The sequence below is a fragment of the Bradyrhizobium sp. 153 genome, assembly GCF_023073835.1.
GTDB lineage: Bacteria > Pseudomonadota > Alphaproteobacteria > Rhizobiales > Xanthobacteraceae > Bradyrhizobium.
In genome coordinates this window covers 106,632-132,456 of the sequence record NZ_JADPKH010000028.1, presented here as the reverse complement: position 1 = coordinate 132,456, position 25,825 = coordinate 106,632, and the positions used below count along the sequence as shown (strand labels likewise).

General features: G+C 64.0%; 25 protein-coding genes. 10 read left to right on the top strand and 15 right to left on the bottom strand.

What is annotated here, in order from left to right; genetic code table 11:
- Positions 1-57: 57 nt before the first annotated feature.
- The 3 genes from IVA91_RS07765 to IVA91_RS07755 form a co-directional block, all read right to left on the bottom strand.
- Positions 58-1,374 (bottom strand): homoserine dehydrogenase, encoded by a 1,317-nt coding sequence (locus IVA91_RS07765; RefSeq protein WP_247417571.1) that lies wholly within the window; start codon positions 1,372-1,374, stop codon positions 58-60.
- A gap of 28 nt (positions 1,375-1,402) precedes the next feature.
- Positions 1,403-2,623, bottom strand: coding sequence for an LL-diaminopimelate aminotransferase (locus IVA91_RS07760; protein ID WP_247417574.1), 1,221 nt, complete (start codon positions 2,621-2,623; stop codon positions 1,403-1,405).
- A 223-nt stretch (positions 2,624-2,846) separates the two neighbouring features.
- The gene (locus IVA91_RS07755) at positions 2,847-3,122 is read right to left on the bottom strand and encodes a hypothetical protein (RefSeq protein WP_247280963.1); all 276 of its coding nucleotides are present in this window, start codon (positions 3,120-3,122) and stop codon (positions 2,847-2,849) included.
- Between the two features lie 256 nt (positions 3,123-3,378).
- Here IVA91_RS07755 and phaC point away from each other — a divergent pair, with 256 nt between their 5' ends.
- Positions 3,379-5,199: a class I poly(R)-hydroxyalkanoic acid synthase gene (gene phaC / locus IVA91_RS07750; RefSeq protein WP_247458521.1), complete on the top strand. Its 1,821-nt coding sequence runs from the start codon at positions 3,379-3,381 to the stop codon at positions 5,197-5,199.
- 64 nt (positions 5,200-5,263) lie between these two features.
- Entirely contained in the window at positions 5,264-5,662 is a 399-nt protein-coding gene (locus tag IVA91_RS07745) for an MAPEG family protein (protein WP_247280961.1), read from the top strand.
- Positions 5,663-5,815: 153 nt separating this feature from the next.
- Here the strand turns inward: IVA91_RS07745 and argC are convergent, their stop codons facing one another.
- The 3 genes from argC to IVA91_RS07730 all read right to left on the bottom strand — a co-directional run bounded on the left by argC (position 5,816) and on the right by IVA91_RS07730 (position 8,217).
- Positions 5,816-6,799, bottom strand: coding sequence for an N-acetyl-gamma-glutamyl-phosphate reductase (gene argC, locus IVA91_RS07740; protein WP_247458520.1), 984 nt, complete (start codon positions 6,797-6,799; stop codon positions 5,816-5,818).
- On the bottom strand, positions 6,796-7,461 hold the full coding sequence (locus tag IVA91_RS07735; RefSeq protein WP_247417583.1) for an FMN-binding negative transcriptional regulator: 666 nt from the start codon (positions 7,459-7,461) through the stop codon (positions 6,796-6,798). Before IVA91_RS07735 ends, argC begins: the two co-directional genes overlap by 4 nt.
- 225 nt (positions 7,462-7,686) lie before the next feature.
- The gene (locus IVA91_RS07730; RefSeq protein ID WP_247277201.1) at positions 7,687-8,217 is read right to left on the bottom strand and encodes a DedA family protein; all 531 of its coding nucleotides are present in this window, start codon (positions 8,215-8,217) and stop codon (positions 7,687-7,689) included.
- A 273-nt stretch (positions 8,218-8,490) separates the two neighbouring features.
- On the opposite strand from IVA91_RS07730, the gene parE reads away from it, so the two are divergent.
- The 4 genes from parE to IVA91_RS07710 all read left to right on the top strand — a co-directional run bounded on the left by parE (position 8,491) and on the right by IVA91_RS07710 (position 13,027).
- On the top strand, positions 8,491-10,539 hold the full coding sequence (parE, locus tag IVA91_RS07725; RefSeq protein WP_247417589.1) for a DNA topoisomerase IV subunit B: 2,049 nt from the start codon (positions 8,491-8,493) through the stop codon (positions 10,537-10,539).
- 446 nt (positions 10,540-10,985) lie between these two features.
- Positions 10,986-11,816 (top strand): porin family protein, encoded by an 831-nt coding sequence (locus IVA91_RS07720; protein ID WP_247277204.1) that lies wholly within the window; start codon positions 10,986-10,988, stop codon positions 11,814-11,816.
- Positions 11,817-12,038: 222 nt separating this feature from the next.
- Positions 12,039-12,224, top strand: coding sequence for a hypothetical protein (locus IVA91_RS07715; protein WP_247277205.1), 186 nt, complete (start codon positions 12,039-12,041; stop codon positions 12,222-12,224).
- Positions 12,225-12,256: 32 nt separating this feature from the next.
- Positions 12,257-13,027, top strand: a complete 771-nt coding sequence (locus IVA91_RS07710) for a glucose 1-dehydrogenase (protein WP_247277206.1) — start codon at positions 12,257-12,259, stop codon at positions 13,025-13,027.
- Between the two features lie 111 nt (positions 13,028-13,138).
- Here the strand turns inward: IVA91_RS07710 and IVA91_RS07705 are convergent, their stop codons facing one another.
- Complete coding sequence (locus IVA91_RS07705; RefSeq protein ID WP_247277207.1) at positions 13,139-13,903, bottom strand: outer membrane beta-barrel protein; 765 nt, start codon at positions 13,901-13,903, stop codon at positions 13,139-13,141.
- A 178-nt stretch (positions 13,904-14,081) separates the two neighbouring features.
- Complete coding sequence (locus IVA91_RS07700) at positions 14,082-15,299, bottom strand: FAD-dependent oxidoreductase (RefSeq protein WP_247458518.1); 1,218 nt, start codon at positions 15,297-15,299, stop codon at positions 14,082-14,084.
- A 27-nt stretch (positions 15,300-15,326) separates the two neighbouring features.
- On the opposite strand from IVA91_RS07700, the gene IVA91_RS07695 reads away from it, so the two are divergent.
- Positions 15,327-15,494 (top strand): hypothetical protein, encoded by a 168-nt coding sequence (locus IVA91_RS07695; RefSeq protein ID WP_247277209.1) that lies wholly within the window; start codon positions 15,327-15,329, stop codon positions 15,492-15,494.
- Positions 15,495-15,506: 12 nt separating this feature from the next.
- On the opposite strand, the gene IVA91_RS07690 is transcribed toward IVA91_RS07695, so the two are convergent.
- Positions 15,507-15,707 (bottom strand): hypothetical protein, encoded by a 201-nt coding sequence (locus IVA91_RS07690; protein WP_247277210.1) that lies wholly within the window; start codon positions 15,705-15,707, stop codon positions 15,507-15,509.
- Positions 15,708-15,968: 261 nt separating this feature from the next.
- Positions 15,969-17,483: a caspase family protein gene (locus IVA91_RS07685; RefSeq protein WP_247277211.1), complete on the bottom strand. Its 1,515-nt coding sequence runs from the start codon at positions 17,481-17,483 to the stop codon at positions 15,969-15,971.
- A gap of 212 nt (positions 17,484-17,695) precedes the next feature.
- Between IVA91_RS07685 and IVA91_RS07680 the strand changes: the two genes are divergently transcribed.
- From IVA91_RS07680 to IVA91_RS07670, 3 genes are all read left to right on the top strand, one after another.
- Positions 17,696-18,673, top strand: coding sequence for a helix-turn-helix domain-containing protein (locus IVA91_RS07680; protein ID WP_247277212.1), 978 nt, complete (start codon positions 17,696-17,698; stop codon positions 18,671-18,673).
- Positions 18,674-18,970: 297 nt separating this feature from the next.
- The gene (locus IVA91_RS07675; protein WP_247277213.1) at positions 18,971-20,500 is read left to right on the top strand and encodes a DEAD/DEAH box helicase; all 1,530 of its coding nucleotides are present in this window, start codon (positions 18,971-18,973) and stop codon (positions 20,498-20,500) included.
- A 168-nt stretch (positions 20,501-20,668) separates the two neighbouring features.
- Positions 20,669-21,736, top strand: a complete 1,068-nt coding sequence (locus IVA91_RS07670; RefSeq protein ID WP_247458516.1) for a GGDEF domain-containing protein — start codon at positions 20,669-20,671, stop codon at positions 21,734-21,736.
- A 53-nt stretch (positions 21,737-21,789) separates the two neighbouring features.
- Here the strand turns inward: IVA91_RS07670 and IVA91_RS07665 are convergent, their stop codons facing one another.
- From IVA91_RS07665 to sufD, 5 genes are all read right to left on the bottom strand, one after another.
- Positions 21,790-22,239, bottom strand: coding sequence for a TfoX/Sxy family protein (locus IVA91_RS07665; RefSeq protein ID WP_247277215.1), 450 nt, complete (start codon positions 22,237-22,239; stop codon positions 21,790-21,792).
- 200 nt (positions 22,240-22,439) lie between these two features.
- Positions 22,440-22,850 (bottom strand): iron-sulfur cluster assembly accessory protein, encoded by a 411-nt coding sequence (locus tag IVA91_RS07660; protein ID WP_247417614.1) that lies wholly within the window; start codon positions 22,848-22,850, stop codon positions 22,440-22,442.
- Between the two features lie 49 nt (positions 22,851-22,899).
- Complete coding sequence (locus IVA91_RS07655; RefSeq protein ID WP_063683732.1) at positions 22,900-23,271, bottom strand: SUF system Fe-S cluster assembly protein; 372 nt, start codon at positions 23,269-23,271, stop codon at positions 22,900-22,902.
- On the bottom strand, positions 23,268-24,515 hold the full coding sequence (locus IVA91_RS07650; RefSeq protein WP_247417616.1) for a cysteine desulfurase: 1,248 nt from the start codon (positions 24,513-24,515) through the stop codon (positions 23,268-23,270). Before IVA91_RS07650 ends, IVA91_RS07655 begins: the two co-directional genes overlap by 4 nt.
- Positions 24,512-25,816 (bottom strand): Fe-S cluster assembly protein SufD, encoded by a 1,305-nt coding sequence (gene sufD, locus IVA91_RS07645; RefSeq protein WP_247458515.1) that lies wholly within the window; start codon positions 25,814-25,816, stop codon positions 24,512-24,514. The genes IVA91_RS07650 and sufD overlap by 4 nt, the downstream gene beginning before the upstream one ends.
- Positions 25,817-25,825 lie beyond the last annotated feature (9 nt).

Below are 25,825 nucleotides of genomic sequence, written 5' to 3'. Positions count from 1 at the left end.
TGGACGGACATCTCCGTCCGCATCAACTCGTAACACCCACAGTTCGTTCGAACCGTGTCAGTTCTTCTCGATCCGGATCACCTGCGGCCGTCCGCTGATCACCTTGTCGCGCTGGACTGCGGAGAGCGCGCGGCGCACGGCGTCCTCATGGGTCGCATAAGTGATCAGGATGACCGGCACGGGGACCGTCTTGCCGTCGCTGGGAGCAGCGCCGCCATTGGGATGACGCTGCACGATCGATTCGATCGAAATCTTCTGTTCTGCAAGCCGCGTGGCGATCGCAGCCGCAGTACCGGGAAAATCGCGGGCGAGCAGGCGGATGTAATAACCGCCCTCATGCCGCTCCATCGGCGCCTTCTTGGTGTCGCGCAAGTGCGAAATCGGCCGTCCGAACGGATTCGCACGAATGCCGCGCGCAACGTCGGCGATGTCGGCTACCACGGCGGAGGCGGTCGCGGCACCGCCTGCGCCGGGGCCGACCAGCGTGATCGGCGGAATCCCCTCGCCATCGATCGTGACCGCGTTGGTGACACCCATCACCTGCGCGATCGAGGAGGATTTTGGCACCATGGTCGGATGCACGCGCTGCTCGATGCCCGTGGCGGTGCGAACCGCAACGCCGAGCAGCTTGACGCGGTAACCGAGATCAGCCGCCGCGCGCAGGTCTTCCGGCGCGATGGATGAGATGCCTTCGACATACACCGCGCTTTGAGCAACTTTCGTGCCGAAGGCCAGGCTGGCCAGAATGGCGAGTTTTTGCGCGGTGTCGTGGCCGTCGACGTCGAAGGACGGATCGGCCTCGGCATAGCCGAGCCGCTGCGCGTCCTTCAGGCATTCGGCAAAGGACAGGCCCTCCTGCTCCATCCGGGTCAGGATGTAATTGCAGGTGCCGTTGAGGATGCCATAGACGCGGTTGACGCCGGTTCCAGCAAGCCCCTCGCGTAACGTCTTGATGACAGGGATCGCGGCGCCGACCGCTGCCTCGAAATTCAGCGCGCCGCCGTGCTTTTCAGCCGCCTTGGCGAGCTTGAGGCCATGCTTGGCGAGCAGCGCCTTGTTGGCGGTGACAACCGACTTGCCGGCATTGAGCGCGGCTTCCACCGCCGACAGCGCGGGATCGCCGGCGCCGCCCATCAGTTCGACGAAGCAATCGACCTCGGCATGGGTGGCAAGCGCCATTGGATCCCTCGCCCATTCGACGCCGCGCAAGTCGACGCCGCGCTTCTTCGCCTTCGAGCGCGCGGTGACGGCAACGACGCGGATGCCCCGGCCGCTGCGTCCCGTGAGCACGCGCGCTTGCGTTTCGATCAAACGGACGACTTCGGCACCCACGGTGCCGAGCCCCGCTATGCCCACTTTCAGGGGTGCGACCATGATAGTTCAGAAAACCTGCAGAAGAGAATTAGCGCCGATTGGCGAGCGGAACCACGTTGTGCAACGTTTCGACGCCGCTTTCAAGGAAGCGGCGCACGCCGCGCGCGGCCTGCCTGATCCGTTGCTCGTTTTCCACCATGGCGATGCGGACATATCCTTCACCATGCTCGCCAAAGCCGACGCCGGGCGAGACCGCGACGCCGGATTTCTCCACCATCAGGGTCGCGAACTCCATGCTGCCGATGCTGCGGAAAGCCTCTGGCAGCGGCACCCAGGCGAACATCGAGGCCTCCGGCGGCGGAATCTCCCAGCCGGCGCGGCCGAACGATTCCACCAGCGCGTCGCGGCGCTTGCGGTAAGTGTCGCGCATCTCCTTGATGCAATCGTCCGGGCCGTTTAATGCGGCGGTCGCCGCGACCTGGACCGGCGTGAACGCGCCGTAATCGAGATAGGATTTGACGCGGGCGAGCGCCGCGATCACGCGCTCATTGCCGACCGCAAAGCCCATGCGCCAGCCGGCCATCGAATAGGTCTTCGACATCGAGGTGAACTCGACGGCGACGTCCATCGCGCCGGGCACCTGGAGCACCGAGGGCGGCGGGTTGCTCTCGTCGAAATAGACTTCGGCATAAGCGAGATCGGACAGGATCAGGATCTCGTGCTTCTTCGCGAACGCGACGAGGTCCTTGTAGAAGTCGAGGCTCGCGACATAGGCCGTTGGGTTCGAGGGGTAGCAGACGACGAGCGCCAGCGGCTTGGGGATCGAATGGATGATCGCCCGCTCGGCCGCCTCGAAGAACTGCGGCGTCGGCTCGGAAGGCACCGAGCGGATCACGCCGCCCGCCATCAAAAAGCCGAAGGCGTGAATCGGATAGCTCGGGTTCGGACAGAGGATGACGTCGCCCGGCGCGGTGATGGCCTGCGCCACGTTGGCAAAGCCTTCCTTGGAGCCGAGCGTCGCGACGACCTGGGTATCGGGATTGAGCTTCACGCCGAAGCGGCGGGCGTAGTAGGCAGCTTGCGCCCGGCGCAGCCCCGGAATGCCGCGTGAGGCCGAGTAGCGGTCGGTGCGCGGCTTGCCAAGAGTCTCCTTGAGCTTCTCAAGCACGTGCGGCGGCGCCGGCAGGTCCGGATTGCCCATGCCGAGGTCGATGATGTCGGCGCCGGCGTTCCGCGCGGCCGCCTTGGCCCGGTTGACCTGTTCGAACACGTAAGGCGGCAGGCGGCGGATGCGGTAAAACTCTTCCATGGCTCTCTGGGCTCCGGGCAACCGGTCAGGACGGAATCGACAGGCCATGACGGCCGTTCGGAAACGCGCCCAGTCCCTTCACGAAAATTACTCGAAATCAAATACTTAGAGCAATTATCGACGTTGGCGGCTGAGGTCGTTCGCCCTGACTATTGGCTGAACTGAGGTCTTTTAGCACGGCAAGACGGGGGCGCCAGCGATTACCTTGCACCGCCCCATTTGCTCACTTGGCGTCCTTGGCGGCCAGGGCTTGACGATCGCGCGCCGCGGCAAGCTCGGCCTCGATCTTGGCGCGCTGGTCCGGCGGGATGGTCGCCTGATCGCGATCCGGCGGCAGATCATGCACCGGCAGATAGCTGCCGGGCTCCCTGGGATGCGCCTGCGCATCCGCGGGCGTCATATCCGCGAGCTGGCTTGAGCAGCCGCCCAAGGCAAGCGCCGCGATCAACAGCGCTCCACAGATCGGCAGCGTCTTTTGCAGGTCCCATAACACCAACACTTGGGAAATCCCCTACTCGTCCCGAAGCACGGCCCCCAGGGCAACTTACCCAAGACCGCGCCCAAGCTCAAACCATGGCTGCCCAAAATGGTATGAGCGAGAAAACCGCCCGGCGCTACCAAGCCGAGCGGTTGCGGCTCGATTGTGACGGAACCAAGAAAATTTGTCGCGCTGCAACACATCTTCGAGAGTGTTTAACGCCAAACATGCGAGCTTCGCGGTGACGAATACAGAATGAATCGTTACTGTTCTGCGCATGAGTACCGTCACAACCGACACGCCCAAATCCGGCACCCCGTTCGAGACGAAGTTCGATGCCGAAGCTTTCGCGATGAATGTCGCGCGGGCGATGGAGAGCGGTGGCAAGGCGCTCGCTGCCTACCTCAAACCGCGCGAGACCGGCGAGGTGCAGGATCGCCCGCCGCCCGAGCTTGCCGAGATCGTCAGGACCTTCACCTCGGTCGCCGAATACTGGCTGTCGGACACGTCCCGTTCCTCCGATCTCCAGACCAAGCTCGCCAAGGACTATCTCGACCTCTGGGGCTCGGCGGTCCGCCGCATGGCAGGTCAGGACGCCCCGCCCGCGATCACGCCCTCGCCGCGTGACAAGCGCTTTGCCGATCCCGAATGGAAGTCGAACCAGTTCTTCGATTTCGTCATGCAGCTCTATCTGCTCACGACCAAATGGGCGCAGGAGCTGGTGCGCGCTGCCGAAGGGCTCGATCCGCATACCCGCCGCAAGGCCGAGTTCTACGTCCAGCAGGTCACCAACGCGCTGTCGCCGTCCAACTTCGTGCTGACCAATCCGGAGGTGCTGCGCGAGACACTTGCCACGTCCGGCGATAACCTCGCGCGCGGCCTGAAGATGTTGGCCGAGGACATCGCGGCCGGCAAAGGCATGTTGAAGATCCGCCAGTCCAATCCGGACAATCTCGTCGTCGGCGTCAACATGGCGACGACGCCGGGCAAGGTGATCTACCAGAACGAGATGATGCAGCTGATCCAGTATGCGCCGACCACCGAGAAAGTGCTACGCACCCCGCTCCTGATCGTGCCGCCCTGGATCAACAAGTTCTACATCCTCGATCTCAAGCCGGAGAAATCCTACATCAAGTGGTGCGTCGACCAGGGCATCACCGTGTTCGTGATCTCATGGGTCAATCCCGACAAGCGGCTCGGCAACAAGGGCTGGGAAGACTACATGAAGGAAGGCCCGCTCGCGGCGATGGACGTGATCGAGAAGATCACCGGCGAGATGAAGGTACACACTGCCGGCTATTGCGTCGGCGGCACGATGCTCGCGACCACGCTGGCCTGGCTCGCCGAGAAACGCCGCCAGCGCGTTGCATCGGCGACGTTCTTCGCGGCCCAGGTCGACTTCACCCATGCCGGCGATCTCCTCGTGTTCGTCGACGAGGAGCAGATCGCAGCCCTCGAGCAGGATATGAAGGCGGCCGGCGTGCTCGAAGGCTCGAAGATGGCGATGGCCTTCAACATGCTGCGCTCCAACGATTTGATCTGGTCCTATGTCGTCAGCAACTATCTGAAGGGCCAGCAGCCGAGTGCGTTCGACCTGTTGCACTGGAATTCGGACGCGACACGGATGACCCAGGCCAACCATTCCTATTATTTGCGCAACTGTTATCTGGAGAATCGGTTCTCGACCGGCACGATGGTGCTCGACAATACCCTGCTCGATCTCTCCAAGGTCAAGGTCCCCGTCTACAACCTCGCCACCCGCGAGGATCACATCGCACCGGCGGAATCGGTGCTGTACGGCTCGCAGTTCTTTGGCGGCCCGGTGAAATACGTGCTGTCGGGCTCGGGCCACATCGCCGGCGTGGTCAATCCGCCGGCCTCGAACAAGTATCAGTACTGGACCAACGACAACATCAAGGACGTCAGCGTCGCCGAATGGATGAAGGGCGCGGTGGAGCACAAGGGCTCATGGTGGCCGGACTGGCGCCAATGGCTCGGCGAGCTGGATCCGGAGGAGGTCCCGGCGCGTCCGGTCGGCAGCGCGACGTTCCCCCCGATCGAGGATGCGCCCGGCAGCTATGTCAGGGTTCGCGCATAGCGGAATCGTCCGCGCTTTCGTATAGACTCGCTCTCACCACAGCGACGACAGAAGGGACCGGACCATGACGCGCGAATTGTTCTGGCTGACACTGACGGTGATCCTGACCGGAGTGCTCTGGATCCCCTACATCATCAACCGCTGCCAGGTTCGCGGGCTCAGCGGTGCGATGGCCAATCCGTCGCGCAACGACAAGCCGCAGGCGGATTGGGCCAACCGGCTGATGTTCGCGCACGACAACGCGGTCGAAAACCTCGTGATCTTCGCGCCGCTGGTGCTGATCCTCAACGCAATCGACTATTCGACGAAATGGACGGTGCTCGCCTGCGCGGTGTATTTCTGGTCGCGCGTCGCACATATCATTGTCTACGCCATCGGGATCCCGATCTTCCGCACGCTCGCATTCACCGTCGGCTTCCTCGCCCAGGCCGTGCTGGCGCTGGCGATCTTCGGGGTACTTTGACGCGATTTCACTGTCATTGCGAGGAGCTTTTGCGACGAAGCAATCCAGACTATTTCCACGATGGGAGCTCTGGATTGCTTCGCGGAGCCTGTCATCGGGCCGCGCTTCGCGCGGACCCGTTGGCTCGCAATGACGGTTGGATAGGTCCCAGCCCTACTCCTCCGGCAATCCCAGCATCAGCCGCATGTTCTGCACCGCTGCACCCGAGGCGCCCTTGCCGAGATTGTCGAGCCGGGCGACCAGCAACGCCTGGCGATATTTGTCGCTGGCGAAGACGTAGAGCTCGAGCATATTGGTCTCGTTCAGCGCCTCCGGCTCCAGCCGACCACCCTTGGTCGCCTCGTTCTGAAGCGGCATCACCTTGACGTATTTCGAGCCGGTGTATCGCTTGGCGAGCGCCGCTTGCAGGTCGGCGCCGCCCGGCTTGCCGGGCAACGTGTCGAGTTGGAGTGGCACCGAGACCAGCATGCCCTGCCGATAATTGCCGACCGATGGAATGAAGATCGGCCGCCGCGTCAGGTTCGAGTAGAGCTGCATCTCCGGCAGGTGCTTGTGCTCGAAGCCGAGACCGTACAGCTCGAAGGACGGCGCGCTGCCATCCTCGAAGCTCGCGATCATCGACTTGCCGCCGCCGGAATAGCCGCTCACGGCGTTGACGGTGACGGGATAATCCTGCGGCAGCAGGCCATCATCGACGATCGGCCGCAGCAGCGCGATCGCGCCGGTCGGATAGCAGCCGGGATTGGAGACCTTTTTCGCGGCCTTGATCTTGCCGGCCTGATCGGGCGTGAGCTCGGGAAAGCCATAGGCCCAGTCGGGCGCCACGCGGTAGGCGGTCGAAGCGTCCAGCACCTTCGGCGCCGAGGCGCCCATGCTGTCCACGAGAGCAACCGTCTCCCTGGCGGCATCGTCGGGCAGACAGACGATGACGAGATCCACCTCCTCCATCAGCGCCTTCTTGGCCGCGGGGTCCTTGCGCTTGTCGTCGGCGATGGTCTTCACCGCGACGTCGCCCTGGAGCTTCAGCCGCTCGTTGATGCCGAGCCCGGTGGTGCCGGAGCCGCCGTCGACGAAGACGGTGGCCGGCTTTTTCGCCGTGCCGGGGGTCGGGGCTTTGGTGGTGTCAGCGAGGCTCATGGCGCGCTCCCTTCGAGCATGTTCGTATCGTCTGCAAAAGCCTGCGGCCGGGCCTGCCGCATCAAATGTGCGATCTGCTTCGCATCGGCGTCGCCGGCGCCAAGCGCATTGGCGATCGCCGTATAGTCGGCGTCCGATTTGTGCTGGTTCAGCTTGAAGCTGCCTTCGACCTCCTCAACCGTCATCACCAGCCCAACGATCGCCTTCTTCATCGTCTCCAGCCGCCCCGCCGTCATCTTGCCTGATGTCCACGGCTTTTTCGGCAGCAGCCAGCTCTCGAACTTGTCGCTGAGCGTATCGATCTGCACCGCCAGCTCGTCGTCCGACAGCAGCCGTACCGGCCCGCTGAGATGCACCGACTGGTAGAGCCAGGTCGGCACCTGGTCGGGCGAGACGTACCAGTCCGGCGATACATAGGCATCGGGGCCGTTGACCGCGAGCAGCCAGGACGCATCACCGCCCGCGAGCTTTAGCAGCGGATTTTGACGGGCGACATGAAAGGCGGCCTGCGGCGTGCCGTCAGCGGCGTAGGTCAGATAGAACGGCAGCGGGGAAGCAACTGGCTTGTGGCCGTCGAAGGCGCACATCGTGCCGAAGCCGCGCTCCTCGGCGAATTTCAGGCTCGCGGCGCGGTCCTGCTTAAAAAAGGCTGGCGTGTACATCGTGGTCTCCTGCTGGGCCTCCTTGGGGGCCGCCGGATCAGATCGCGCTGACAGGAGAGAGAATGCCGCGGACCGGATCCAGCGGCACAGACGATGATCTCAAACGCGATCGACCGCCCAAACCGCAAAGGAGCGGCGGCGGCGACGGGCGAACAGAATGGTCGCGGCGTTGATCATGGCGCGCGGCTATAAGGCCAGATTCGGTTCCGGTCAAGGTTCATGGCATCAGATGAGGCGCCAGATCCATTCCATCAGCTTCGCGATCACGTCGCCGAACAGCAACAGTGCCGCCGACCAAACCAGGGCCGAGACGAAATTGGCGACCTGGAAGCTCCAATACGGCATCTCGAAGATGCCGGCTGCGAGCGGCACCGAGGCGCGCAAGGGGCCGAAAAAGCGGCCGATGAAGATGCTGGGCACGCCCCAGCTGCGCACGAAAGCCTCGCCCTTGGGCAGGAGTTCGGGATAGCGCGAAAGCGGCCACATCTGCGCGACCCTCTCCTTGTAGCGGTAGCCGAACCAGTAGGAGACCCAGTCGCCCAGCGCCGCGCCAATACCGCCGGCGATCCAGACCGGATAGAAGCTGATGCCGCTCGCTCCGATCAGCGCACCGATCCCCACCAGCGCGCCCCAGGCCGGGACCAGCAGCGAGATGAAGGCAAGCGATTCCCCGAAGGCGAGCAGGAACACGATCGGCGCGGCCCAAGCCTGGTGAGCGCGCACGAAGTCGGCCAGGGCGTGCGCAAACTGCTCCATTCCAGATTAGCCTTCCCGCCCTGTCTCAAGGTGCTGCTCGATGAAAAGGACTGGTAAGCCAAGGGCTTGTGTGACATCAAGTCACAAAGCCCGGCCCAAGGCAGGCGGGACGTCAAATTGCCGGGAATTGGCGGGCCTACGGCGTAAAATCGCCGGGATTGCCTCCCAACCACACGGCCCGGCCCGCCCAGCGGTAACCTTTCCAAGCCAGAAGTGGCATAGTCGGCCTAACCGATTCGCCGCCCATGCGGCCTTCAAAGCGCATCAAGATATATGTCCAAGCAATTGAAAACCAAAGCGAAAGACGACCTGTTCGGCGCCGACGAGGCAAAGTCTCGCGCGCCCGCCGCCAAGACGGCCTCGCGCGGCGGTGGCGGGGAAGCCGACTATACGGCGGCCGACATCGAGGTGCTCGAGGGCTTGGAACCGGTGCGGCGCCGACCCGGCATGTATATCGGCGGCACCGATGAGAAGGCCCTGCATCACCTCTTCGCCGAAGTCATCGACAATTCCATGGACGAGGCGCTGGCCGGGCACGCGACCTTCATCGAGGTGGATCTGAGCGCCGACGGATTCCTGACCGTCACCGACAACGGCCGCGGCATCCCGATCGATCCACATCCGAAGTTCCCGAAGAAGTCGGCGCTCGAAGTCATCATGTGCACGCTGCATTCGGGCGGCAAGTTCGACTCCAAGGTCTACGAGACCTCGGGCGGTCTGCACGGCGTCGGCATCTCCGTGGTGAACGCCCTCTCCTCGCGTCTCGAGGTCGAGGTCGCGCGCAGCCAGAAGCTCTACCGCATGACGTTCGAGCGCGGGCACCCCAAAGGCAAGCTCGAGGATCTCGGCAAGGTCAACAACCGCCGCGGCACGCGCGTGCGCTTCAAGCCCGACACCGACATCTTCGGCGCCAAGGCCGCGTTCAAGCCGCAGCGCCTTTTCAAGATGACGCGCTCGAAGGCGTACCTGTTCGGCGGAGTCGAGATCCGCTGGAACTGCGCGCCCGAGCTGCTCAAGGGCGTCGAGGACGTGCCGGCGGAGGCGACGTTCCACTTCCCCGGCGGTCTCAAGGATTATCTTGCCGCGGCGATCCACGCCGACACGCTGGTGCATCCCGACATCTTCTCCGGCAAGTCCGGCCGCAACGGTGCTCATGGCGCCTGCGAATGGGCGGTGGCGTGGACTGCGGATGCCGACGGCTTTCTCTCCTCCTACACCAACACCGTGCCGACGCCCGATGGCGGCACGCATGAATCGGGCTTGCGCAGCGCGCTGCTGCGCGGTCTGAAGGATCACGCCGAGCGCGTCGGTCAGGGCAAGCGCGCGGCCTCCATCACCTCCGAAGACGTGATGGTGGGCGCTGCCGTGATGCTCTCGGTGTTCGTGCGCGAGCCTGAATTCCAGGGCCAGACCAAGGATCGCCTCGCCACCGCCGAGGCCCAGCGCATCGTCGAACAGGCGATCAAAGATCCGTTCGATCATTGGCTGTCGGGCAATCCGAACATGGCCAACAGGCTGCTCGATTTCGTGATCGACCGCGCCGAGGAGCGGCTGCGCCGTCGCCAGGAAAAGGAGACGGCGCGCAAGACCGCCGGCAAGAAGCTGCGCCTGCCCGGCAAGCTCGCCGACTGCACCGATGCCGGCACCGACGGTTCCGAGCTCTTCATCGTCGAGGGCGACTCGGCCGGCGGCAGCGCCAAGCAGGCGCGCGACCGCAAGACCCAGGCCGTGCTGCCGCTGCGCGGCAAGATTCTCAACGTCGCCTCAGCCGGCAAGGACAAGCTGACGGCGAATGCCCAGCTCTCCGATCTCGTGCAGGCGATCGGCTGCGGCACGCTTGCCCATTATCGCGAAGAGGATCTGCGCTATCAGCGCATCATCATCATGACCGACGCCGACGTCGACGGCGCGCATATCGCTTCGCTGCTGATCACTTTCTTCTACCGGCAGATGCCGCGGCTGATCGACGAAGGGCACCTCTTCCTCGCGGTGCCGCCGCTCTACAAGCTGACCCACGGCACCAAATCGGTCTACGCGCGCGATGACAAGCACAAGGAAGAGCTGATCAAGAGCGCGTTCAATGCCAACGCCAAGGTCGAGGTGAACCGCTTCAAGGGCCTCGGTGAGATGATGCCGGCGCAGCTCAAGGAAACCACCATGGATCCGGCCAAGCGGACGCTGCTCAAGGTGGTGCTGCTCGCCGACGATCGCGACACCACGGCGGATTCGGTGGAGCGCCTGATGGGCACCAAGGCCGAGGCACGTTTCGCGTTCATCTCGGACAAGGCCGAATTTGCCAGCGAAGAGCTGCTGGACGTCTAGAGCGAGAAGCAGCGGGCCAGCCGCTTGCGGTTTCCATCTGCTCATCGCGTCGCGATGGCGAGAGATGAACAGTCCAGCCGAATTCCGGCTCCGACTCACCCCTGACCGCGCCGCAAAGATAAGAATCGGGGGCGATTTGATTTTCGCTTTTTCGCCGGCGGCTGAAGCAACTTTCTCCCTCTACGTCGAATATGGTGATTCTCGCGACGACCTTCATCTTTAGCGTGTAATGGAAGTCGTCGTGTAAGTTATTGTACGCCTTCACTTTTAGGACGGACGACATCACTCCCGCGTCGCTGTGTCCTCCGTACAACACCGGATCGTTTTCAGTTATCTGTGTCCGCTCAGCAACAGCATTTCAGCAGAATCCGTCTATAGTCCAACCATCGAATTTGAACGGAACGGCGCTCGCACCTGCTAAGCGAACCAAGGTTGGGGATTTGGAAATGAAGAAGATTTTGCTTGCTCTGACCGCGGTTGCGGCTTTGACCGGTTCGGCCTCGGCGGCCGACCTTGGGGCCCGTCCGTACGTGAAGGCTCCGGCGCCCGCGCCGGTCGCCAACTGGACCGGCTTCTACATCTTCGGCGGTGCCGGCGGCGGGCTCTGGAACGCGGACAGCAACGTTCAGAGCACTGGTGTTGTCGGGCCGTTCGGCGCCTTTGGTGCGGCAGGCACTGCGCTAACCCGCGATCAGCGTTTGGGCGGTAGCGGCTGGTTCGGAACGGTCGGTCTTGGTTATGACTGGCAGTTCACCCCGAGCTGGGTGGCGGGCGTCTTCGCCGATGGTCAATTTGGTGACATTCGTGGTTCCCTCAGCGATCCCTTCAATTTCGTGGAAGGACGCGAAAAGCTCCGGACCAGCTACGCCGCTGGCGTCAGGCTCGGTTATTTGGTTGCCCCGAACGTCCTTTCCTACGTGAACGCCGGTTATTCCGGATCGGAATGGTCTGGCACCAGCCTGTCCACACTGACTGCCGGTGGAGGCCCGACCCTCCTGAATACGTCGTCTTTCCGGCGTGACGGCTGGTTCGTGGGCGGCGGTGTTGAGAACAACCTCAACATCTTCGGGATCAGCGCCCCTGGTTGGTTCATGAAGACCGAATATCGGTCCGCCTTCTACGATCGGATCAGCTTGCCTGAGACCTGTACTGTTGCCGGTTGCGGTGTTGTTGCGCCGCTTGGCACGGCCGCCACCTTCAAGCCCTGGGTCCAGACTATCAGCACCTCGCTGGTCTATCGCTTCAACTGGAGCGGCCCGGTCGTCGCGAAGTACTGATCTGGTCTCAGGACCAAACGTCAAAGCCCCGGCATCGTCCGGGGCTTTTTCGTTGTGATCTCCTCACCGTCAATGACGTTCCTGCATGAGCCGGCGCCCCGCGTGTCAATCGCGGCCCATTGTATCGGAGCCGAAGCTACGGCTAGTCTGCGTCCAAGTTCGCGGGTGCACGGCAATCGTTCATGCCGCGTCGCGACAGAAGCGGACTGATGGGAGGAACGCATGCGCCGATTTCTGCTGATCGCAGGCCTGTTTGCGACTGCCGTCGGGCTGCTCTGGATCGGACAAGGCACGGGCACGCTCGCCTGGCCGGGATCGAGCTTCATGGTCGACCAGCTGCAATGGGCTGGCTATGGCGCAGCCATGGCCGGCTTCGGGCTGGTGCTGATCTGGCAGAGCAGCCAATAGAACAAACCAGGACAAGAAAAGGTACTGAGAGCATGACATCCAGCCGATTCGACCTTCGCGGCAAGGTCGCTGTCGTAACAGGAGGCAATGGCGGCATCGGGCTTGGCATGGCCCGCGGCCTTGCCGATGCCGGAGCCGACATCGCCGTGGTGGGACGCAATGAAACCAAGTCCGCCGCAGCCGTGGCCGATCTCAGACGGCGCGGCGTGAAGGCGATCGCGGTCACCACCGACGTGACCGACAAGGCCGCCGTGGCGGCCATGGTCGACGGTGTCGTCAGCGAGCTCGGCCGGATAGACATCCTCATCAACAATGCCGGCATGAGCATCCGCAAGCCCCCGCACGAACTCGAGCTCGACGAGTGGAACAAGGTGATCGACACCAACCTCACCAGCGCCTTCGTCTGCTCGAAGCTGGCCTATCCAGCCTTGAAGGCGTCCGGCAACGGCAAGGTGATCAATATCGGCTCAATGATGTCGATCTTCGGCGCGAGCTTCGCGACCGCCTATGCGGCGAGCAAGGGCGGCATCGTGCAGTACACACGCGCCTGCGCCAATGCGTGGGCGCCCGACAACATCCAGGTCAACGCCATCCTGCCGGGCTGGATCGACACCGACCTCACCCGCGGCGCACGACAGCAGGTCTCAGGGCTGCACGAGCGCGTGCTGGCGCGCACGCCTGCAGGACGTTGGGGCGACATCGACGACTTCGCCGGCATCGCCGTGTTCCTCGCATCGCCCGCCTCGAACTTCCTCACCGGCACCGCGATCCCGGTCGACGGCGGCTTCTCGGTGATGGCCTGAGGCCGGCCGTGGCCGCAATCCACCAACGCAAAAAAGAAGCCCCGGACCATGCCGGGGCTTTGAATTTTGGCCGTGCTTTTTTTGATCGTTGGTCGCGTTGCGTCGACGTGCTCAGTAACGGGCGATGGTCGGGGCGTCGAACTTGTAGCTCGCGCGCACGACGGCCCACTGGATGTCGCGCGGCTTGGCATCGAAGGTGTAGTTACCCGAGGTGCCGCCGAGCTGATAGGTCTGGCTGCCGAAGGCCGCGTAGTTGTATTCGAGGCCAACGATCCAGTTGCGGGTGACGCCGTATTCCCAGCCGGCGCCGACGGTCCAACCGTTGGCCCAGTGGGTCTGTCCGCCCGAGCCCGACACACCGACGGTGTCGCTGACCGACAGACGGTTGTTCGCGCCGGCATAGCCACCCTTGATGTAGAAGAGGTTGTTCTGCACGGCGAAGCCAGCGCGGCCGACGATGGTCGCGAGCACGTTGGCACGCCAGGAGAACACGTCGTCCGCGGCGCCAAACACGTTGTTTACCACCGTGCCCTTGTTGTCGAGGCCGGAGATCGTGCCTTCCATGCCGAACACGTAATTGTTGGCCTGCCAGTTGTAGCCGATCTGGGCGCCGCCCATGATGCCCGACTTGCGCTGGCGGAAGCCTTCGCCCGGCGAAAGATCGCCGAACGGCGCGCCGGTTCCGTTGTTGATGAACTGCTCGTTGGTCCACGCGCCACCGATGTGGCCGCCGACATAGAAGCCGGTCCAGTTGAACAGCGGCTCGACATAGGCGGGCGCCTTCGTGTAGCGCGCACCGAGATCGGCAGCGGAAGCCGCGCCGATCGAAACCAGAGCGGTCGTGCAGGCGAAGGCGGCAATCAATTTGGTACGCATGGTAGACCCCGTGTCCGTTGATGGGCGCACGCTCACAGACGGCCCTTACCAAAATTGAAATCAACACGGTTAATGTGGCGGATGAGCACACGTTGCGCCTTGAATGCATTCGCGATGTTGCAAGCGTGCAACGCACCGAGCGTAATTTAATGCAGCGTTATCCCTACCGAGTCTTGCGCTACGATGGCGGCGCCGCCTTCGACTGCACGTGCTCGGGCCGAACGCCGAGCGCAAGCAGGCGCGCCGGAATGCCCTGGAGCCAGGGCAGCGCAGTGATGAGGCGCACGATCAGCGGCACCTTCAACGGCCGGTCGCTGCCTAGCAAGGCGCCGCTGATGATGTTGTTCTGCACGACGACCTGCATTCGCTGCGTCATCTTCACCGGGAACTCGCGCCGGCGTCGCACCGCATCGAGCTCGTTCTCCGAGGGACAACCGTGCTGCAGCTCATCCGCCAGCAGGTTTGCGGTTGCGACCGCGTCCTGCACGGCGAGATTGACGCCGACGCCGCCGACCGGCGACATCGCGTGCGCGGCGTCGCCGATGAGAAGCAGGCCGGGCCGCGTCCAGCGCGTCAGGCGGTTGATCGCGACGGTGAGCAGCTTGATGTCGTCAAAGCTCTTCACGTCCGCGATGCCGCTTTTCAGGATCGGCGCCATGCGCACGACGTCGTCGAGCAGCGCCGTCAATCCCCTCGCCTTCACCGCATCAAATTGCCCCTTGGCGATGACGTAGGCGCATTGCCAATAGTCGCCGCGATCGAAGGTGATCATCATCTTGCCGGGCTCGACGCGCGCGAACACATTCTCCGTCTCGTCGGGTCTGCGGCCGGCGCGGAACCACAGCACGTCCATCGGCGCGCCGATCTCCTCGACGGCAAGGCCGGCGCGCTCGCGCACCGTCGAATGCCGGCCGTCGCAGGCAATGGTGAGATCCGCCTCGATGTCGATAATGCCCTCAGGCGTCCTCGCCCGCACGCCGGCGACCGTCTCGCCGCGGCGGATCAGATCGACCGCCTCCGTGCTCATCATCACCTTGAGCGAGGTAAAGCGCCGGCCGGCCTCGCGCAGGAAATTCAGGAAGTCCCATTGCGGCATGAAAGCGATGAAGGGGTACTTGGTGTGGAGCCGGCTGAGATCGGCGATGCGCACCGGCGTGCCACCGAACAGGCCGTCCATCTTCTGCAAGCGCTGATGCGGCAGCTTCAGGAAGCCGTCGATCAGGCCAAGTTCGTCCATCACCTGAAGTGTTGAGGGATGCACGGTGTCGCCGCGGAAATCGCGGAAGAAATCCGCATGCTTCTCCAGTACCACGACCTCGATGCCGGCGCGGCCCAGGAGATAGCCGAGCATCATGCCCGCTGGCCCGCCGCCGACGATGCAGCAGCGGACCTTCATGGTCCGGTTGATTGTTGGTCGGATGTCATGGCAGCCGCGATCCGCGATGTGAGTATCGATGAAGATATGCCGGACGATACTAACGCGATCCAGGCCGAGTGCAGTCTCAATTTGCAGACAAAAGCTCACCGGGGCCGCTTTGCTGCAGCAAACAAGCGCCAAAAAAAAGGCCCGCAGAGCGCGGGCCTTGGGTGAGGACGGGATCGACTATTTCTGGTCCTCGTTGCTGGTCCCGGTGCCTGGACTGCCGATCGGCAACCCATTGGTCGCATGACCGACACCCATGTTCCGCTCGGCTTGTGCTGCTGACGGCGTCTTACCATTTGCGGTTGGGGACTGAACGTTCGGGTTGACCGGGCCGGTATTGGTGTTGACGTTGGCCCCCGTGGTGGTGTCATGCGTCCCCATCCCCGAGGGAGCCGACGGCCCGGAGTTGGCGCTGCTGGGTGACGTGCCCACCCCTGCACCTGAGCTGGCCCCCGATCCGGCGCTGGCGCCACCGGCGCCGCCCGCCGCACCACCGCCCCCTTGGGCAAAAGCCGCCGTCGAAAGTGCAACGCAAGCGATCGTTACGAAGATGGATCTGCGGATCATGGATCGTCTCCCTGGTTTGACTGACAATCCAGGTCAGCAGGAGTTGTTCCTCTCCTGTCGCGGCCGACGAAGATCTCAATTATTGCTGCGGTTCGCGCTGCGAAAGCTCTTGATCTCCGACACGCTGCCGTCGCGGTAGGTCAGCTCAACCGAGACGGACTGCGTCGCCGGGGCGAGCTTCATGTAGAGCGGCATGCCGGCGCTGATCGCGCTGGGATCGCGCATGTCGCAAGGAGGCATCTTCAGCACCTGGTTCGGCACGGCAGTGTCGACACCAATGCGCACCTCGCGAATGGCGCAGCGGTAGGACACGAGATGCGTGTAGTAGACCAGCAGTCCATTGAACTCGCGGAATGACAGCCAGCTTGTCGCGGTCATGTCGAGGATCTTGCGTTGGTCGCGGATCAGCGCGGCCTCGGGATCGAACCTGATCGGGAACGGCCCCTGCATCTCGCCGGACTGATCGACATAGCGGACCTCGATGGTGCCGGCTTGCGCATCCGGCGGCAATTCGACCGACGGGTTCGGCATCCGCTTGCGCGTGCGCGGATCGAGCGTGTCGATGAAGCCGGTTTCGCGGAAATCGCCCTTGCCGGCCATGCGCCAGGAGATGCCAAGCGTCGGATCAGCGAAGGAGAACACCACGCTCCAGCCGCCATTGTGCCGCGAGAAGCTCGCGATCGGCGCGTTGGTGGTCTCCTCCTTCGGCAGGTGCGGCACCGATACCGGCGGGAGCGCGGCGAGCTTCTGCGGCGGCGGATCGTCCGCGCGCGCGGCGGCATCCTTGGCGAGGCCGCTAAGGAAGACGTCGTCGACCATCTGATCGAAATAGACCGGCACCTGCTTGTGCTTCACGGTATCGGCCATCTCACTGACGGCACGGCGGGTGCGCTGCGCCACCTGCACGAGGTTCTCGCCGGGCTTGAGCAGCTCCCTGGCGAAAGTGCGCGTGAACACTGAATTGGGGTTGGCGTCGTCGTTGGAGAGGCGATCGAGCGCGGTCTGGCGGGGACCTGCCGAAAACACCGAGAACACGCCTTCCGGCAGTTGCGTCATCGGCGCGAGCCCGCCGCCACCGGCGACCGCGCGGGTACCTTTGCGCTCGAACGGGTTGTTGCGGCAGGCGTCGAACACCAAGATCGAGGTCCGCGCCCTCTTGTTCTGAAGGCGCTCGACGATGCGGTCGGCCAGGATGGAGGCGTCGCGCACGAGCTCTTCCTGCCCTTCCGTCGCCGCCGGAACGTCGGTCGGCAGCAAGTAGTTCTGGCCCGCGATCTCGAAACCGTGGCCGGCATAGAAGAAGAACGCGGTGTCGCCGGGCTCGATCGCCTTGTCGAAGGCGAGCAACGTCTCGGAGAATTGCTGCCGGTTCTGATTCTCGGCGACCATCACCGAGAACCCGAGCTGCTTCAGCGTGTCGCCCATGGTGCGTGCGTCGTTGACGGCCTTGAGCAGCTTCGGCACGTTCCTGTAGTCGTTGTTGCCAACGACGAGCGCGACCCGCTTCTCGGCATGCGCGGGAAGCGCGAATCCGCTCAGGCCCGCTGCGAGGCCGAGTGCCGCCAGAATTCTGAAAAGCCGACGCGTCATTGGAATACCCCGTTGCAGAACGGCCCTCCGCCGGCCCCCTCGAAAGGTCGTTCATGGGAAACCCAGCCGTTGATGTGATAGTCGGTCCAGACATATCGAGGGTTCAAGGGCCTCGGTCCCCGATTCCATCGTCGGTCCTATGGCAGATTCCGCTGGAATCTGCTCTTCCTTAGCAATGTCTCTGGGTAATCCCATTGGAAGCGAGAGGTATCGTGTATCGCTGGTGCACCGACGAGGTCGAGCCGCATGACCGCTTCGACTATTGGCGCGAGGTGCGCGCCAAGGGTCTGTTCGGCGTCACGGCCGAGCTCGAGCGCGAACGCCGCGCCGATTTCTTCGGCGAATTCTCGCTGCGCCAGCTTGGCGGCGCCAGCCTCGTCGAGTTGAAGGCCTCCGCCTACACGGTCGAGCGTAGCGCATCCGACATCGCCTCCGCACCGGGCGACGCCATCTGCGTCTACCAGCAGCTTGGCAGCGGCGGCTGGTTCGGCGGCATGCGCGGCAGCGACTTTGCGATCGCAAACGGCGGCTTTGCCACCAGCCATATCGACCTGCCCTATCGTACCGCGCCGCTGGGCGCAGGCGGCTTCCATTTGCGAATCCTGAAGATCCCGGTGAGCAACATCCCGGCGCAGGACAAACGCATGCGCGAGCTTGCACCGCGGACGTTTGACGATCCCACCCTGGCGCCCCTGCTCGGCACCTGCTTTGCCGATCTCGACGATGTTGCCGGCAATGACGGCTGCTTCGACGCCGCCTCCCCGGTGCAGGCCTCCCTTGTTCAGGTCCTGGCCCACCTGGCGCTGATCGAGCGCGGCATCGTGCGGCCCGGCGGCCGCCGCGGGCAGGCCGCGCTGCGGACCGCCCGTCTGTCGCAGGCCCGGCGCCTGATCGCGCGTCACCTGCAAGACCCCAATCTCGCGCCGACGATGGTGGCCGACTGGCTCGGCATTTCCGTGCGTCACCTGCATATGCTGTTCGAGACGGCGGAGAAGAGCTTCTCGCAGACGATCACCGAAGAGCGGCTGAAACAGAGCCGCCGCCTGATCCGCGAGGCTCCGGAGCGGCTGATTGCCGACATCGCGGCCGCCTGCGGCTTCGAGAGCTTGGCGACCTACTACCGAGTCTTTAACGCTGCCTATGGCATCGCCCCAGGCGACTTCCGGGCCCAGGTTCGGGCGGGGCATTAGCCGCCGTTTGCCGGCTCTGGTCAGTCCGCCGCTTGGGCGGAAAACCGCAGCCGCGCCCGCTATTTGGGCAAAAACCTCAGGTTTTTTAGGGTCTTCCCGCGCCCGCTCCATTGACTTTGGCGGATTCCTGCCTATGTTCCGGGGCGACGCGGCTCAAATCGAAGATCGATTCTCGAGCCTGGCGCTTTGTTCGCGTGAGTCAGCACCCCCAGCTTCTTTGAGAGCACGCCGTTTTGGGGTGGAACGCGACAGCCTTTTTACCCTCGATTCCGAACGGCGGTTTCGACCAGAGGCTCAATGTCCTTCACCAATCTCGGACTATCCGAAAAAGTCCTCGCCGCAGTGGCGGCCACCGGTTACACCACCCCCACTCCCATCCAGGAACAGGCGATCCCCCACGTCCTCGCACGCAAGGACGTGCTCGGCATCGCCCAGACCGGCACCGGCAAGACCGCGGCCTTCGTGCTGCCGATGCTCACCATCCTCGAAAAGGGTCGAGCCCGGGCGCGCATGCCGCGCACGCTGATCCTCGAGCCGACCCGCGAACTCGCGGCGCAAGTGAAGGAAAACTTCGACCGTTACGGCGCGGGCCAGAAACTCAACGTCGCGCTTCTGATCGGCGGCGTCTCGTTCGGCGACCAGGATGCCAAGCTGACGCGCGGCGTCGACGTGCTGATCGCAACGCCGGGCCGCCTGCTCGACCATACCGAGCGCGGTGGCCTCCTGCTCACCGGCGTCGAGCTGCTCGTCATCGACGAAGCCGACCGCATGCTCGACATGGGCTTCATCCCCGACATCGAGCGCATCTGCAAGCTCGTCCCGTTTACGCGGCAGACCCTGTTCTTCACCGCGACCATGCCGCCGGAGATCCGGCGCATCACCGAGGCCTTCCTGCACAATCCGCAGAAGATCGAGGTCTCCAAACCCGCCACGACAGCCGTGACCGTCACGCAGGCCCAGGTGCCCGCTGGGCGCGAGGCGCACGAGAAGCGCGAGTTGCTCCGCCGCCTGCTGCGCGAGGCCAAGGATCTCAAGAACGCGATCATCTTCTGCAATCGCAAGCGCGAGGTCGCCATCGTTCACAAATCCCTTCAGAAGCACGGCTTCAGCGTCGGCGCCCTGCACGGCGACATGGACCAATCGGCCCGCACGGCGGCGCTCGAACAGTTCCGCAAGGGTGAGTTGCCGCTCTTGGTCGCCTCCGACGTCGCCGCTCGCGGCCTCGACATTCCCGAGGTCAGCCACGTCTTCAATTTCGACGTCCCCCACCACGCTGACGACTACGTCCATCGCATCGGCCGCACCGGCCGCGCCGGCCGCACCGGCACGGCGATCTCGATCGTGACACCGCTCGACCAGAAGTCGATGGCGGCGATCGAGAAGCTGATCGGCCAGAGCATTCCGCGCGCCGAGGGTGACTTCGAGGTGCACGGGAGCACGACCGAACACAGCGAGCGCCCGCGCGAGTCTCGCGGACGGGACCGCGAGCGCTCCCGTGGCGGACGGGGCAAGCCGCGTCGCGGCCACGAGCCGCGTGGCGACGCGCCGCAGCCCTCCGAGGCAAGGCCTTCGGTCGATGCAAGCCCCGCGGCCGAAGCCCGGCCCGCTCGCGAGCCAAGGGCTGCACGCCAAGCGCGGCCTCCCCGCGAAGCACGGCCGTCATCTGAGCCGCGTCAGAGCGCGCGCCATCAGGCCAATCCGTCGCACGTGCCCTCGATCGGCCGTCCCGAACCGCGCCGGCAGCGGGAGGTCGACGCCGAGCCGGGCGATCACTCGCATCTGCCGGCATTTCTGCTGCGGCCGGTTCGCTCCCCCGCCGGAGCCTGAAGCGCGACACGCGCTTTTGGTTTCGGTTGAGGAAAAACGCCCCACACTTTTTTCGGATGCATTGGCGAACGTATATTTACGGGGCGTTCACGATCGTCCGTTAGCCTAGGAACATAATTTAAGCATTGCTGCGGTCGGGGGCGCACCGACCGCTGCGGGGTATGTTCCGTGGTCAAGGTTCTCGACGAACACGAACGCACGATGGCGTTCGCCGAAGTGGCGCTCGGCCAGATTCGATCGCTCCGGCAGACGGCAATTCCGCGCAATTACGAGATCTGGTACGTCTACGCCACCGGCTACAACGCACCGCTCAACAAGATCATCAACGAGACGCTGGCGCGCAACGGCAAGCTGACCGAAGCCGATCTCGAGCAGATCTACGAGACCTATCTCTCCCATATCAAGACCACCGACCGCATCGATAAGGTGGGCGCGCGCGTCATCGGCGAGATCGACGACGTGATGAAGGTTCTCGGCGATGCGCTCGGGATGAGCGGCGCCTACGACGCCAGCCTGTCGGGTGCGACCGAGAAACTGTCGTCGGCCAAGGGCCGCGACCAGATCAAGGCGATCGTCGAGACGCTGCTGCGTTCGACCAGCGAGATGCGCGAGGCCAACAAGGCGCTGGAAGGCCGCCTGATACTATCGAGGAACGAGATCAGCAATCTCCAGCAGAGCCTGGAGGCGATCCGCGCCGAGAGCCTCACCGATCCGCTCACCGGCCTCGGCAATCGCAAATATTTCGATCGCATGATCGGCATGGCGGTGCAGAGCGCGCTCGCCTCCGGGGAGCCGCTGTCGCTGCTGCTGTTCGATATCGATCATTTCAAGTCATTCAACGATTCCTACGGCCACCTCACCGGCGACCAGGTGCTGCGCCTTGTCGGCTTGTCCCTGAAGCAGACCATCAAGGGCCAGGACATCACCGCGCGTTATGGCGGCGAAGAATTCGCGGTCGTGCTGCCCAACACGGCGCTGCGCCAGGCACTCACGGTGGCCGATCACATCCGCCGCGCGGTGATGGCGAAGGAACTGAAGAAGAAATCGACCGGCGAGATTCTCGGCCGCGTCACCATCTCCGTCGGCGTCTCCATGCTCAGGCAGGGCGACGACACCGACGCCCTGATCGAACGCGCGGATGCCTGCCTCTACGCCGCCAAGCGCAACGGCCGCAACCGCGTGATCTGTGAAGTCGATCCGGAATACGCGATCGAGACGCACAACCGGGTGGCGTAGGCCCGACCCTCGCTGTCATTCCGGAGCGCACCTCTTGGCGCGAGCCCCGAGAGTTACGCCTTTCGCTTTGCACGCTTGCGCACCGCAAACTTGTTGAGCGATCTTTTTGACGAAGTTTTCTGGCTGGGCTTTCCGGCGGGCGCCTTGGCAGCTTTGCTGACCTTCTTCGTCTTCGGCCGCTTCTTGACCTTGGCGCGCTGGGCGGCAGCGAGCGCTGCCCTCGCCCATTGTGCCAGCTCCTCGGAATCGTCGAACAAGCGCGCGGGCAACTGCCAGTAGGAGTTCACTGTGACTGTCTTGGCGCGGGTCGAGTATTGGAACGGCCTTGAGCCTTCCGCCTCGAAATTCGGGATCGTCATCTCGTCGGCGCGGAAGAACAGCCCGGCGCGCAAGGACAGCGCGAAGTTGATGCCCTCGGCGGAGATGCCGTAGCCGGAAAACATTTTGCGGATCGTGACGGGACCGAAATCGGCGAACAGGTCGATCAGGAATTCGCGGTCCATGGGTATCCCGGAGCGAGCAGGCCGGCCACTATACCACTGCCGTCATTGCGAGCCAACGGGTCCGCGCGAAGCGCGGCCCGATGACAGGCTCCGCGAAGCAATCCAGACTGCCGAGGCAGAGACAGTCTGGATTGCTCCGTCGCATCAGCGCAAAATTGCTACGCAATTTTGTCGCGAGCTCCTCGCAAGGGCGGGGAAAACTACCCGTCGACCTTCGCCGGCCGCAGCTCGACCGACTCGCCGCAGCCGCAGGCGGAGACCTGGTTGGGGTTGTTGAAGACGAACTGGGCCTGCATCTTGTCGGCCTTGTAGTCCATCTCGGTGCCGAGCAGGAACAGCACGGCCTTGGGATCGACCAGTATCTTGACGCCCTTGTCCTCGACGACCTCGTCAGTCGGCCGGATCTCGTGGGCGTATTCGACCGTGTAGGACTGGCCGGCGCAGCCGCCGTTCTTCACGCCGACGCGCAGGCCGACGATCTCGGAGTCCGCGCGCTGGGTCAGCTCCGTGATCCGCTGCGCGGCGGCATCCGTCAGCCGCATCACCTGCGGGCGCGGCCGCCGGGGCTTTGGTGTCGAAGCTGGTGTCGAGCCTGACGAGATCTGGGTCATGTTATCTATGTGGTCCGTTGCGAGGCGAATTCAATGCGAGCTGAGACCGTCACCACATATTGAGCACGAGGCGCGCCTCGTCGCTCATGCGCTCGGGCGACCACGGCGGCTCCCAGACGACCTTGACGTCGACCACGCCGACGCCGGGGACGCTGGCGACCGCGTTCTCGACCATGGTCGGCAGCTCGCCCGCAGCCGGGCAGTTCGGTGTCGTCAGCGTCATCTGCACGTCGACCGAACGGTCGTCCTTGATCTCGACCTTGTAGATCAGGCCGAGCTCGTAGATGTCGGCCGGGATTTCCGGATCAAATACGGTCTTGAGGCCCGCGATGATCTCGGTGGTCAGACGCTCGGTCTCCTCCGGCGGCAGCGCCGAATGGGTCTCCATCGGATTGGCTTTGATTTCGGCCGTGTCACTCATGCGAACAAATCCCGCGCCTTCAGAAGCGCTTGTGCCAGATGATCGACTTCTTCCCGCGTATTATACATGCCGAACGACGCCCGGCAGGTGGCGGTGACGTTGAACCGCTCTAAAAGCGGCATCACGCAATGGGTGCCGGCGCGCACTGCGATGCCCTGACGGTCGATCACGGTGGCGACGTCGTGGGCATGCGCGCCCTTGAGCTCGAAGGAGATCACCGGCCCCTTGCCGCGCGCAGTACCGATCAGCCGCAGCGAGTTGATCTCGCGGAGCCGGTCCTGGGCGTAGGTGACGAGATCGCGCTCGTGCGCGGCGATACGCTCCTTGCCGATCGAATTGACGTAATCGATGGCGGCACCGAGGCCGATCGCTTCGACGATGGGCGGGGTGCCAGCTTCGAACTTGTGCGGCGGGTCGCCATAGGTGACCCAGTCCTTCGCAACCTCGCGGATCATCTCGCCGCCACCGTTGAAGGGACGCATCGCGACAAGGTGCTCATGCTTGGCATAGAGCGCGCCGATACCGGTCGGGCCATAAATCTTGTGGCCGGTGAACGCGTAGAAATCGCAGTCGAGATCCTGCACGTCGACGGGCAGATGCACCGCGCCCTGCGCACCGTCGACCAGCACGGGGATGCCGCGATCGTGGGCCAGTCGCACCACCTCCTTTATAGGAACGAAGGTTCCGAGGGCGTTCGACATCTGGGTGATGGCGACAAGCTTGGTCTTCGGCGTCAGCAGCTTCTCGAACTCGTCGATCAGGAAGTTGCCTTCGTCATCGACGGGCGCCCATTTGATCACCGCGCCATGGCGCTCCCTGAGAAAATGCCAGGGCACAATGTTGGAATGGTGCTCCATGATCGAGAGGACGATTTCGTCGCCCTGCTCGATGTTCGGCTCGCCCCAGGACGACGCCACGAGGTTGATCGCTTCGGTGACGTTGCGGGTGAAGATGATCTCTTCTGTGCGGCGAGCATTGACGAATTGCGCGACTTTTGCCCGCGCGCCCTCATAGGCCTCCGTCGCCGCATTTGCGAGGTAATGCAGGCCGCGATGCACGTTAGCGTATTCGCTCGTATAGGCCTGCGTCATGCGGTCGAGCACGACGCCGGGCTTCTGCGCCGAGGCGGCGTTGTCGAGATAGACCAGCGGCTTGCCGTAGATCTGCATGGCGAGCGCGGGAAAATCCTGGCGCACGCGCGCAACGTCGTAGGCGCCGTTCTTGACCGCCGGATGCGTGCTCATGACCGGCGCTCCAGCCAGCGCTCGGCGATGCCGATCACGTGCTCGCGCAAGCCGTCGTCGGCGATTTGCTCGATCGCCTCGCCCACGAAGGCCTGGATCAGCAGCGCCTGGGCCTGCTTCTCCGGCAGGCCGCGCGCCTTCAGATAGAACAAGAGGCTGTCGTCCAGCGCACCGGCAGTGGCGCCGTGGCCGCAGGAGACGTCATCGGCAAAGATTTCCAGCTCGGGCTTGTTGTCGGCTTCCGCCTCGTCCGAGAGCAGCAGCGCGCGAGTCATCATCTTGCCGTCGGTCTTCTGCGCATCGGGGCGAACGATGATGCGCCCCTGGAATACCGAATGAGCGCGATCGTCGATCACGGCGCGAAAAGTCTCGCGGCTGACGCAGTTCGGCACGGCGTGGTCGACGACCAGTGTGGTGTCACCATGCTCGGTCTGCTTCAAAAGGTTGACACCGTTGACGGAGAGCTCGCTGCCCTCGCCCGCCAGTGTGATGAAGCCCTGCAAGCGGCTGACCGCCGCGCCACTGGTCATGTTGAAGAAGTTCAACTTCACATTGGCGCCGACCGTCACGAACTGCGAGGTGACGTTCACCGCGTCAGGCGCATCGTCCATCAGGCGAATGTGTGCAACATCGGCGTCGTCGCCAACCTTCACCAGCACGGCATCGTTGACCTGGTAGGCCTTGCTACCTGCCGCAACGAAGGTTTCGACGATGGTGGCGCGAGCGCCCTTCCCGATCGCAACCTGCGAACGGGTGAAGCTCGAGGCGGAAGCCGCGGTTGCGATGTGGATGATCTGGATCGGCGCGGACAGCTGCGCGCCGTCAGCGATCGACAGCACGACGCCGTCGGTTGCCATGGCGGCGTTCAGCGCGATCACGGCATCGGTGGGCGCCGTGTTGAGGAGACCGGCATCGGTCTCCAGCGTCTCGCGCAGGGTCTTGAGGCTCGTCTCGGAGCCGAGCGCCTTCACGTCGGACAGATCGGCCGCGAACACGCCGTCGACCAGCACCAGCTTGCGGGCGCCCGCGATGGCATGCGCCTTCACCGCGTCCGCGGCGCGCGCCAGCGCGGCCGCGTCGGGGCTGGCCGCCAGCGGCAGGACCTCGCCGACCAGCGCGCGCAGATCCGTGTATTTCCATTCCTCGAGCCGGCGGTGCGGCAGGCCGAGCCGCTCATAATTCTCGAAGGCTTCGCGACGCGCCGCGATCACAGCAGGCGGACCCGGCAAGCGGCCTTCGACGCTGGCGAAGAGATCGCTCACCGCGCGGCCCTTTCCGGTCTTTGCCACAGCAACGTTCATTGCAAAATT

What these genes read in the sequence shown, in the direction of transcription:
- IVA91_RS07765 (WP_247417571.1), bottom strand. Translation starts at nt 1,374, where the DNA reads ATGGTCGCACCCCTGAAAGTGGGCATAGCGGGGCTCGGCACCGTGGGT.
- IVA91_RS07760 (WP_247417574.1), bottom strand. Translation starts at nt 2,623, where the DNA reads ATGGAAGAGTTTTACCGCATCCGCCGCCTGCCGCCTTACGTGTTCGAA.
- phaC (WP_247458521.1), top strand. Translation starts at nt 3,379, where the DNA reads ATGAGTACCGTCACAACCGACACGCCCAAATCCGGCACCCCGTTCGAG.
- IVA91_RS07745 (WP_247280961.1), top strand. Translation starts at nt 5,264, where the DNA reads ATGACGCGCGAATTGTTCTGGCTGACACTGACGGTGATCCTGACCGGA.
- argC (WP_247458520.1), bottom strand. Translation starts at nt 6,799, where the DNA reads ATGAGCCTCGCTGACACCACCAAAGCCCCGACCCCCGGCACGGCGAAA.
- IVA91_RS07735 (WP_247417583.1), bottom strand. Translation starts at nt 7,461, where the DNA reads ATGTACACGCCAGCCTTTTTTAAGCAGGACCGCGCCGCGAGCCTGAAA.
- IVA91_RS07730 (WP_247277201.1), bottom strand. Translation starts at nt 8,217, where the DNA reads ATGGAGCAGTTTGCGCACGCCCTGGCCGACTTCGTGCGCGCTCACCAG.
- parE (WP_247417589.1), top strand. Translation starts at nt 8,491, where the DNA reads ATGTCCAAGCAATTGAAAACCAAAGCGAAAGACGACCTGTTCGGCGCC.
- IVA91_RS07720 (WP_247277204.1), top strand. Translation starts at nt 10,986, where the DNA reads ATGAAGAAGATTTTGCTTGCTCTGACCGCGGTTGCGGCTTTGACCGGT.
- IVA91_RS07715 (WP_247277205.1), top strand. Translation starts at nt 12,039, where the DNA reads ATGCGCCGATTTCTGCTGATCGCAGGCCTGTTTGCGACTGCCGTCGGG.
- IVA91_RS07710 (WP_247277206.1), top strand. Translation starts at nt 12,257, where the DNA reads ATGACATCCAGCCGATTCGACCTTCGCGGCAAGGTCGCTGTCGTAACA.
- IVA91_RS07705 (WP_247277207.1), bottom strand. Translation starts at nt 13,903, where the DNA reads ATGCGTACCAAATTGATTGCCGCCTTCGCCTGCACGACCGCTCTGGTT.
- IVA91_RS07700 (WP_247458518.1), bottom strand. Translation starts at nt 15,299, where the DNA reads ATGAAGGTCCGCTGCTGCATCGTCGGCGGCGGGCCAGCGGGCATGATG.
- IVA91_RS07695 (WP_247277209.1), top strand. Translation starts at nt 15,327, where the DNA reads ATGGCAGCCGCGATCCGCGATGTGAGTATCGATGAAGATATGCCGGAC.
- IVA91_RS07690 (WP_247277210.1), bottom strand. Translation starts at nt 15,707, where the DNA reads ATGGGGACGCATGACACCACCACGGGGGCCAACGTCAACACCAATACC.
- IVA91_RS07685 (WP_247277211.1), bottom strand. Translation starts at nt 17,483, where the DNA reads ATGACGCGTCGGCTTTTCAGAATTCTGGCGGCACTCGGCCTCGCAGCG.
- IVA91_RS07675 (WP_247277213.1), top strand. Translation starts at nt 18,971, where the DNA reads ATGTCCTTCACCAATCTCGGACTATCCGAAAAAGTCCTCGCCGCAGTG.
- IVA91_RS07665 (WP_247277215.1), bottom strand. Translation starts at nt 22,239, where the DNA reads ATGGACCGCGAATTCCTGATCGACCTGTTCGCCGATTTCGGTCCCGTC.
- IVA91_RS07660 (WP_247417614.1), bottom strand. Translation starts at nt 22,850, where the DNA reads ATGACCCAGATCTCGTCAGGCTCGACACCAGCTTCGACACCAAAGCCC.
- IVA91_RS07655 (WP_063683732.1), bottom strand. Translation starts at nt 23,271, where the DNA reads ATGAGTGACACGGCCGAAATCAAAGCCAATCCGATGGAGACCCATTCG.
- IVA91_RS07650 (WP_247417616.1), bottom strand. Translation starts at nt 24,515, where the DNA reads ATGAGCACGCATCCGGCGGTCAAGAACGGCGCCTACGACGTTGCGCGC.
- sufD (WP_247458515.1), bottom strand. Translation starts at nt 25,816, where the DNA reads ATGAACGTTGCTGTGGCAAAGACCGGAAAGGGCCGCGCGGTGAGCGAT.